Origin of the sequence: Nonomuraea rhizosphaerae (genome assembly GCF_019396405.1) — a bacterium.
Taxonomy (GTDB): Bacteria; Actinomycetota; Actinomycetes; order Streptosporangiales; family Streptosporangiaceae; genus Nonomuraea; species Nonomuraea rhizosphaerae.
On record NZ_JAHKRL010000502.1, the window covers coordinates 1 to 9,033 of the forward strand.

General features: G+C 70.6%; 10 protein-coding genes. 6 read left to right on the forward strand and 4 right to left on the reverse strand.

Translation table 11 applies throughout. The features are described 5' to 3' along the window. A partial coding sequence (locus KME77_RS26185) for an ankyrin repeat domain-containing protein (protein WP_219471604.1) occupies positions 1-1,133 on the forward strand: 1,133 nt, incomplete at its 5' end. 64 nt (positions 1,134-1,197) lie between these two features. Here KME77_RS26185 and KME77_RS26190 read toward each other — a convergent pair. Continuing rightward, entirely contained in the window at positions 1,198-2,094 is an 897-nt protein-coding gene (locus KME77_RS26190) for a maleylpyruvate isomerase family mycothiol-dependent enzyme (RefSeq protein ID WP_219471605.1), read from the reverse strand. Then, positions 2,094-2,645, reverse strand: a complete 552-nt coding sequence (locus tag KME77_RS26195; protein ID WP_219471606.1) for a sigma-70 family RNA polymerase sigma factor — start codon at positions 2,643-2,645, stop codon at positions 2,094-2,096. Before KME77_RS26195 ends, KME77_RS26190 begins: the two co-directional genes overlap by 1 nt. A 363-nt stretch (positions 2,646-3,008) precedes the next feature. On the opposite strand from KME77_RS26195, the gene KME77_RS26200 reads away from it, so the two are divergent. Together KME77_RS26200 and glgX are read left to right on the forward strand one after the other, a co-directional pair. Beyond that, positions 3,009-3,434 (forward strand): OsmC family protein, encoded by a 426-nt coding sequence (locus KME77_RS26200; RefSeq protein ID WP_219471607.1) that lies wholly within the window; start codon positions 3,009-3,011, stop codon positions 3,432-3,434. Between the two features lie 33 nt (positions 3,435-3,467). Then, on the forward strand, positions 3,468-5,570 hold the full coding sequence (glgX, locus tag KME77_RS26205) for a glycogen debranching protein GlgX (RefSeq protein ID WP_219471608.1): 2,103 nt from the start codon (positions 3,468-3,470) through the stop codon (positions 5,568-5,570). Between the two features lie 264 nt (positions 5,571-5,834). Here glgX and KME77_RS26210 read toward each other — a convergent pair whose 3' ends face one another. After that, entirely contained in the window at positions 5,835-6,233 is a 399-nt protein-coding gene (locus KME77_RS26210) for a hypothetical protein (protein ID WP_219471609.1), read from the reverse strand. 158 nt (positions 6,234-6,391) lie between these two features. On the opposite strand from KME77_RS26210, the gene KME77_RS26215 reads away from it, so the two are divergent. The 3 genes from KME77_RS26215 to KME77_RS26225 are packed head-to-tail and all read left to right on the forward strand — an operon-like array spanning position 6,392 to position 8,636. Continuing rightward, positions 6,392-7,114, forward strand: a complete 723-nt coding sequence (locus KME77_RS26215) for a pyrimidine reductase family protein (RefSeq protein WP_219471610.1) — start codon at positions 6,392-6,394, stop codon at positions 7,112-7,114. Next, complete coding sequence (locus tag KME77_RS26220; protein ID WP_219471611.1) at positions 7,111-8,274, forward strand: ATP-dependent DNA ligase; 1,164 nt, start codon at positions 7,111-7,113, stop codon at positions 8,272-8,274. Before KME77_RS26215 ends, KME77_RS26220 begins: the two co-directional genes overlap by 4 nt. A gap of 26 nt (positions 8,275-8,300) precedes the next feature. Further along, complete coding sequence (locus tag KME77_RS26225) at positions 8,301-8,636, forward strand: hypothetical protein (protein WP_219471612.1); 336 nt, start codon at positions 8,301-8,303, stop codon at positions 8,634-8,636. Between the two features lie 35 nt (positions 8,637-8,671). On the opposite strand, the gene KME77_RS26230 is transcribed toward KME77_RS26225, so the two are convergent. After that, on the reverse strand, positions 8,672-9,033 hold a 362-nt coding region (locus KME77_RS26230; RefSeq protein ID WP_219471613.1), incomplete at its 5' end, for an ROK family protein.

Sequence of the window (9,033 nt, forward strand, 5' to 3'; positions counted from 1 at the left end):
GGACGGCGCTGCTCTGGGCCGCGGCCAACGGGCACGCCGAGACGGCCGAGCGGCTGATCGAGGCGGGGGCCGACGTCGACGTCACCAACGACGACGGCGACACCCCGCTCACGCTGGCGGCCAGACGCGGCGGGCTGGGCGTCGTACGGCTGCTGCTGGACAACGGGGCCGACGCCCAGAAGTACGACGGCGACGGCGACGGCCCACTGGAGATCGCGATCGACTGGGTCGGCGTGCACCTGGAGAGCGCGCTGCTCGACCAGATCGGCCAGGAGGGCTGGGAGTACGTCGTGGCCCGGCAGTTCGCCAAGGACGGCACCGAGCTGGTCACCGTGGCCGGGCGCTCCCCCGACGGCGAGCAGACCGAGCAGGTGCAGGCCCAGCGCGGCCACGCCGCCGTGGCGACCCTGCTGGAGGACGCCACGGGCGTCTACACGCCCGCCGAACAGCTCGTGGCCAGGGCGCTGGCCCACCGCGACACCGACGAGGACGCCGAGACCTGGTGGGTCGTCGCCGACTCGCTGGGCAAGCGGGCCGACGAGGAGACCTACGAGGTGCTGGCCCGGCTGTGCGTGAGCGAGGACGCCAGGGAGCGGGAGTTCGGGGTCGACGCGATCGCCCAGTTCGGGTTCGCGGACGACGAGAAGCCCTACCTGGAGCGCACGCTGCCGCTGCTGCAGAAGATGGCCACCACCGAGGGCAACCCCCAGGTGCTCCGCTCGGTGCTGGCGGCGCTCGGCCACCAGGGCGACCCGCGCGCGTTGCCGCAGGTGCTCGACATCATCGGCCGCCCCGGCCACCGGCGGACGATGACGGACGCGATCGCCCTGGCCGACGTGCTGCCGCCGGACCACCAGGACGGCCTGGAGATCCTGATCGGCATGACCCGCGACGACGAGACCGAGGTCCGCGACTGGGCCACGGCCGGGCTGGCGGCGCTCAAGGCCGACACGCCGGTGATCCGCGAGGCGCTGGCCGACCGGCTCGACGACGCCGACCTGCGTACGGTGGCCGAGGCCACGCGCGGGCTGGCCGACCGCGGCGACCCGCGGGCCGAGCAGGGCACCAAGCGCGTGCTGGCGGACAGCGACGACGAGTACGCGAGGGAGCTGGTGACCCGCACGGCCGACTGAGAAGCACTCGAACGGCAGGGCTCATGCGAGGCAGCGAGGGGTTTCCCGGGTCCTCGGCGGGCCGTTACGGGCCGGAGAGGGCGGGGGCGGTGGTGAGGACGTCCCGGGCCAGGCCCAGGTCGCCCTTGAGGTCGGCCGGGAACGACTCGGGGTCCCCCCGTCCGCCCAGCAGGAAGCAGAAGCCCACCACGTCCGCCTCGATGCACGCGTCCGGATCGCCGGCGCCGCCGGGGTCGTCGCTGACGCCGAGCGGGAGGGTCCAGTCGCCGCCGCCCGGCCCCGTGAGGGTGAGGCGGAGCGTGCGGCCGCTGCCGTCCAGGCCGGACAGCAGCATCGTCCACGGCAGCAGCCGCGCGCACAGGTCGGCCGTCGGGTGGATGTGCTCGGGGATCGGGTGCGGCAGTTTGAGGTCGGCGGTGCGGGCGGCGTCGTCGGCGTGGATCCACGTCTCCAGGCCCCTGGCCAGGACGTGGTCGCGGACCGGCGCGTCGAGGCCGTCCATGCCGGCGAGGGTGGTGGAGTCGAGGTCGGTCAGGTGGCGGCAGAGGGCGTCGGCCTGGGCCCGCCAGTCGCGGCGGGTCTGTTCGGGGTCGCGGGCCCGTTCGTGGTTCTGGACGTCGGCGGTGCGGCCGAGCGAGTCGGTGGCGCCGATGGGCGGGCCGAGCACGGGGGCGCCGACCGAGGCGGCGAGCAGGCCGTCCTTGGCGGCGAGGTGCGCGACGAGCTCCTGGAGCGTCCAACCCTCGACGATGATCCGCGACCAGTCGTCGTCCGCGGCGGAGGCCAGCAGCGCGTCCATCGCGGCGACCCGGCTCGCGTACGGCTCCGCCCAGGCCGCGGTGGGCGCGGCGGGCCTGCGGCGCGCCCTGGCTCCGGCCAGCAGCTGGGGCCGCAGGGAGCGTTCCGGCACCGCCGGTTCCTCCATCAGCGCGTCCAGGTAGAGACGCTCGACGGGCTCCATCACACCTCTTCCTCTGCCAGCGCGTCGGCCAGCCGGCGCAGTGCCAGCCGGATCCGCGACTTGGCCGTGCCTTCGGGCACTCCCAGTTCCTCACCCACTTGGCGGTAGGTCCTGCCACCGTAGTAGGCAAGTTCGACCGCCTCGCGCAGGCCCTCGGGCAGCGCCGTCACCGCCTGCCGCACCCGTTTGGCCTCGTCGGCCGCGAGCACGGTGTCCTCCAGCCTGGCCGGTTCCGGCTCGTACAGCCGGGGGCCGAGCGCGGAGACGCGCCTGCGCTCCTCGGCGCGCACGTGGTCGACCGCGCGGCGGTGCGCGATCGTGGCCAGCCATGCGCGCAGCGTGCCGCGGTCCGGGTCGTAGGCCAGCGGCCGTTCCCAGAAGACCAGGAACACCTCCTGCGTGATGTCCTCGGCGATCACACGGTCCCTGGTGACCCGCAGGGAAAGACCGAAGATCAGCGAGGAGAGCCGATCGTAGACCTCCCCTAACGCGGCCTCGTCGCCGCCGACCACCCGCTGATGAAGCAGGCGGTCGTCGTACGGTGCCTCCACTGGCACCACACTCCCGTGATCCGGACCTAGGCGGCGGGTGCGCCGCGACCCGAGCATGTCACTATTCGCCGGAAAAGTGCATACGGATGACCGAGCCACGGAACTTTGTGCGGGCGCGATAGGGTCGGTACCTCACGACCATTACGGCGCCCCTTTGGGTGACCACTTGAAGGGCCGCTGCGAGGGTCGTTGAAAAAGGTCGCTGAGCTGGGCAGGATCGCAGAGCGCGAGCATCGCCGGCCCACGGCACGACCACGCCGGCGGAGCACGCCGGCGGAGCACCACCGCACCAGCACGACCGCAAAGCACCACCGCACCAGCACGATCACGTTCGCAGCGCACGTCCATAGAGGGAGCATCCGTATGGCCACCACTCGCACCGCCACCACGCAGTGGAAGGGCGCCCTGCTCGACGGCTCGGGCACGGTGTCGCTCGACACGTCGGGCGTCGGCACGTTCGAGGTCTCCTGGCCGTCCAGGGCCGAGTCCGCCAACGGCAAGACCTCGCCCGAGGAACTCATCGCGGCCGCCCACTCCTCCTGCTTCTCGATGGCTCTCTCGCACGGCCTCGCGGGCGCGGGCACGCCGCCCGAGTCGCTGCAGACCAGCGCCGACGTGACGTTCCAGCCGGGTGAGGGCATCACCGGCATCGTGCTCACGGTGAAGGGCCACGTGCCCGGGATCTCGGCCGAGCAGTTCCAGGAGGCTGCCGAGACCGCGAAGGCGAACTGCCCGGTGAGCAAGGCGTTGGCGGGCACCACGATCAGCCTCAACGCCGAACTGCTCTAGCGAGTCAGCGTTCGCGTGCGACAATTGGGTCACATGCGCGAGGTCTGGCCGGGCGAGCCCTATCCACTTGGCGGCACCTGGGACGGTGTTGGCACCAGTTTTTCGGTGTTCTCCGAGGTCGCCGAGCGGGTCGAGCTATGCCTTTTCCAGGATGACGGGTCCGAGGAGCGGGTCGAGCTGCCCGAGGTCGACGGTTTCGTCTGGCACGGGTACCTGCCGGGGATCGCGCCCGGGCAGCGTTACGGCTACCGGGTGCACGGGCCGTACGAGCCGTCGCGCGGCGAGCGGTGCAACCCGGCCAAGCTGCTCCTCGACCCGTACGCCAAGGCCATCGACGGCGAGCTGACGTGGAACGAGTCGCTGTTCCCGTACCACTTCACCGACCCGTCGCGGCCGAACACCGACGACAGCGCCCCCTACATGCCGAAGAACGTGGTGGTCAACCCGTTCTTCGAGTGGGGGAACGACCGGCCGCCGCGCACCCCGTACCACGAGACCGTGATCTACGAGGCGCACGTGCGCGGGCTCACCATGCGGCATCCGGCGCTGCCCGAGGACCTGCGCGGCACGTACGCGGGCGTCGGGCACCCGGCGATCATCGAGCACCTGCTCTCGCTCGGGGTGACGGCGGTCGAGCTGATGCCGGTGCACGCGTACATGCCCGAGCACTTCCTGGTGGCGCGCGGCCTGACCAACTACTGGGGTTACAACACCATGGCCTTCCTGGCCCCCCACGGCCGCTACAGCAGCTCGGGCACGCGGGGCCAGCAGGTGCTGGAGTTCAAGGCGATGGTGCGGGCGCTGCACGAGGCGGGCATCGAGGTCATTCTCGACGTGGTCTACAACCACACCGCCGAGGGCGATCACATGGGGCCCACGCTGGGCTTCAGGGGGATCGACAACGGGGCCTACTACCGGCTGCACGACGGTGACCGGCGCTACTACCTCGACTACACCGGCTGCGGCAACTCGCTGAACGTCCGCTCGCCGCACGCGCTCCAGCTGATCATGGACTCGTTGCGGTACTGGGTGCTGGAGATGCACGTCGACGGGTTCCGGTTCGACCTGGCGGCGGCGCTGGCCCGGGAGCTGCACGACGTGGACCGGCTGAGCGCGTTCTTCGACCTGATCCAGCAGGATCCGGTGATCTCGCAGGTGAAGCTGATCGCGGAGCCGTGGGACGTCGGCCCCGGCGGCTACCAGGTCGGGAATTTCCCGCCTTTGTGGACGGAGTGGAACGGTAAATACCGCGACATAGTGCGGGATTTCTGGCGGGGCACCCATTCGGCGCTCCCCGAGTTCGCCTCCCGCCTGACCGGCTCCGCCGACCTCTACGCCTCCTCCGGCCGCCGGCCCGTCGCCTCCATCAACTTCGTGACCTGCCACGACGGCTTCACCCTCACCGACCTGGTCTCGTACGACCGCAAGCACAACGAGGACAACGGCGAGAACAACCGCGACGGCACCGACGACAACCGCTCCTGGAACTGCGGCGTCGAGGGACCGGTCGAGGACCCCGAGATCGTCCGGCTGCGCCAGCGGCAGCGGCGCAACTTCCTGGCCACGCTGTTCCTGTCGCAGGGCGTGCCGATGCTGTCCCACGGCGACGAGCTGGGGCGCACGCAGCGGGGCAACAACAACGCCTACTGCCAGGACAACGAGCTGGCCTGGATCGACTGGTCGCAGCTGCACACCGAGTCCGACCTGCTGGACTTCGTACGGAAGCTGTCGCAGTTGCGGCGCGAGCACCCGGTGTTCCAGCGGCGGCGCTTCTTCCACGGACGCCACCCCGACTCCGGGCGGCGCGACCTGGTGTGGCTGACGCCGGGCGGGACGGAGATGACCGCCGGCGACTGGCACATCGGGTACGCGAAGTCGCTGACGGTGTATCTCAACGGCGAGGCGATCACCGAGCCGGGGCCGCGCGGGGAGAAGATCGAGGACGACTCGTTCCTGTTGCTGATCAACGCCCACCATGAGGACATGACGTTCACGCTGCCGGGGGCGGAGTTCGGGGATCACTGGCTGCCGATCGTCAACACCGACGACAAGGGCGTCTGCGACGGGGAGTATCCCTTCTCCGCCACCGTGACAGTGACCGCGCGCAGTCTCCAGGTGCTGCATCGGCCACTGTAAGCGCGGGTACTGCATTCTCTGCGGGTCCTGTGTTCCTTGCGGGTCTTGTGTTCCCTGCGGGGGCCTCTGTTCTTTGCGGGTCCTCTGTTCTCTGCGGGGCCTTGCTTTTTCTTTTACGGCAGGCATGGGCCGGCCCCACTCCCGGTGCGGGGCTGGGGTCTGTCCAGGGAGACGCTCCTCCGGTGATGCGGGGCCGGGCGCCGTCACGAGACGGTGAGACCACGGCCGTCCTCCCGCTGAGGCGTGGCGGGCCGGCGAGGCCGGTTATTGGAGGCGGGCGACGCTTGCAGTCAGCAGGACCAGGACGAACGTCGTCACCCCTGCCAAACCGTGCAGGAGGACCGCCACGAGGGGCAGGCGGTTCTCGGTGCCGCGGGCGTGCCTGCCCGCCCCCAGCCAGCGGGTGAACATCGTGAAGCCGAGCAGCGTCGCCGCGCCCAGCACCGCGCATGCCGTCCACGCCCACGCCCGGCCGCCCGTGAGCAGGAACGTCACCCAGCTGGCCAGTGCGGACACCGCCAGCACAGGGTGCGAGAACATCAGCGTGACCGGGAAGCGGGTCACCTTGGTCGCCTGCCGCAGGCCGCCGCGGAGCCACAGGTACAGCAGATAGACCCCCACAAGCGCGGTGAACAGCCATGTCACAGCGGTGACCAGCCCCACTGGGCCTCCCTTGAGCACCCGAAACCGTTGTGCGCCGTGCTTGCCGCCACGTTATTCACATCACGCTACGTATGTCCCTCGATACGCCAAAGTACTATCCCTCCGGGCAAAGTACCCGGGGACGGATTGATGTCGGAGGCGTGTGCCAAGGTAGAGGGGTGCGTCGCATCCACCCCGACATTCAGGACGATCCGGACATCGAGCAGGCCTATGCCTACCCGGCGGGGCGGCCCTGGCTACGGCTCAACATGGTCGCCAGCGCCGACGGCGCGGCATGGCTGAAGGGGCTGTCCGGAGGGCTGTCCAGTCAGGGTGACCGGCAGATCTTCCGGATGCTGCGCGGGATGGCCGACGTCGTCATGGCGGGCGCGGCGACCGTACGGACGGAGGGGTACGGGGCCGTCAAACCGCGCGAAACGTGGGAGACGCTGCGGGAGGGCAGGCCGGCCGCGCCGCCCATCGCGGTCGTCACCCGCAGGCTCGACCTCGACCTGGGCAGCCCGCTGTTCACCGAGGCCGTCAGCCGGACGATCGTCATCACCTGCGAGGCCGCGCCCGCCGACCGCCGCGCCGACGCCGCCGGGCTCGCCGACGTGATCGTGGCCGGCGGCGACCGGGTGGACATGTCGGTGGCCGTGAGCGAGCTGCACGAGCGCGGCCTGACGCGGATCCTGTGCGAGGGCGGGCCGCGGCTCAACGGGCAGCTCGCGGCGGCCGACCTGATCGACGAGCTGTGCCTGTCGGTCAGCCCGCTGCTGGTGGGCGGCGGGGCGGCGCGCATTCTCAACGGCGAGGCGTCGCAGGTGGAGCTGCAGCTCAGCCAGGTGCTGGAGGAGGAGGGGGTCCTCTTCTGCAAGTACACGAGGGAGTCGAAGTCATGACCGATCCAACCGTTCCCGAGCCCGTCCCCCCGGTCGTGGACGAGGAGCCGCCTCCGGTCCCCAACCTGGTGGTGCGGCCGCCGGTGCCGCCCATGCTGGCCAAACCGATCAAGAAGATGCCCAGCCAGGACGGCACGCTTTTTTATGAGCCGAAGTGGGACGGGTTCCGGTGCATCGTGTTCCGCGACGGGGACGAGGTGTATCTGGGCAGCCGCAACGAGCGGCCGTTCACGCGCTACTTCCCGGAGCTGGTCGAGGCGGTGCGCGCCGAGCTGCCGGACAAGTGCGTGGTCGATGGCGAGATCGTGCTGCCGATGGGCTCGCAGCTCGACTTCGACGCGCTCCAGCAGCGCATCCATCCGGCCAAGTCGCGGGTGACGCTGCTGTCGGAGCGCACTCCCGCCTCGTTCGTGGCCTTCGACCTGCTGGCGGTGGGCGAGGAGTCGCTGATGGAGGCGCCGTTCAGCGAGCGGCGGGCGCGACTGGAGGGGATTTTTCCGGAAAAAGGACAATCCATCCGGCTGACTCCGGTCACGAAGGACGAGGAGCAGGCCGCCGAGTGGTTCCAGACGTTCGAGGGCGCGGGGCTCGACGGCATCATCGTCAAACCCGGCGACCAGCCGTACATCCCCGACAAGCGCACCATGTTCAAGGTCAAGCACGAGCGGACCGCCGACGTGGTGATCGCCGGTTACCGTGAGCACAAGACCGGGCCGATCGTCGGCTCCATCCTGCTCGGCCTGTACGGCGACGACGGCAGGCTGCACCACGTCGGGGTGGCGGCCTCGTTCCCGATGGCGCGCCGGGCCGAGCTGGTCGAGGAGCTCAAGCCGTACCTCGCCGACCTGTCGGAGCACCCGTGGGGTCACTGGGCCGAGCAGGCCGCCGCCAACGTCGGCCAGCCCGCCGCCGGTCCCGCGACGGGCGGGCAGCGGGTGCCCGGCGCGGTGTCGCGCTGGAACGCCAAGAAGGACCTGTCGTTCATCCCGCTCCGGCCGGAGCTGGTGATCGAGGTGGCCTATGACCAGATGGAGGGGGATCGGTTCCGGCACACGGCGCAGTGGCGGCGGTGGCGGCCGGACCGTACGCCCGGTTCGTGCACTTATGAGCAGTTGGAGCGGCCGGTCTCGTACGACCTCGACAACATCCTTGCCCGATAGCCCCAAAACCCGTTATATCTCGACATATGAGCACCGGTGATGAGTTGAAGGCCGCGGTGAGCGCCCGTCGCGACCTCGGCCCCGATTTCGAGGACGCGATCGTCGAGTCGTTCCTCGACAAGATGGGCCAGGAGGTCGACCGGCGGGTCGACGAGCGCCTGGCCGCCACGAACCCGAAGGCGGCGGCCAGGAGCCAGAAGGCGAGCGAGGGGCAGCGGCTGGCGCTGGCGATCGTGTCGCTCGCCCTGGGCACCGTGGTGACGCTGGCGGTGATCCTCTGGGCGGAGGAGATGTGGGTGATCGCGCCGGTGTGGTTCGCGATCATTGTGGTCAACGCGATCTTCGGAGCCTCGAACCGCTGATCGGTCTCTCGACGCGACCGGGTTGAGCCGGGCGGTCAGCGCAGGGTGGCCAGCGTGTCGAGGGGGTTGTCCAGGAGGTTGGCGAAGGCCAGCTCGGCGGCCCCCGCGAGCGTGGTGTCGTCGCCGAGCGCCGTCACGGCCAGCCGGACCCGTTCGCGCGACACCGGCAGGACGTGCGCGTCGATCCGGGCGCGGACGCGTGGCGCGACCCCCGGGTAGAGGTCGCGGAGCATCCCGCCGAAGACCACGAGCGCCGGGTTGAACAGGTTGATGAGGTTGACGACGCCGACGCCGAGCCAGTCGCCGACCCGGTCGAGGGCGTGGCGGGCGCGGGCGTCGCCGGCCCCGGCGAGGGGGACGACGGGTCGGGTGGCGGTGCGGCCGACCAGCTCGCCGG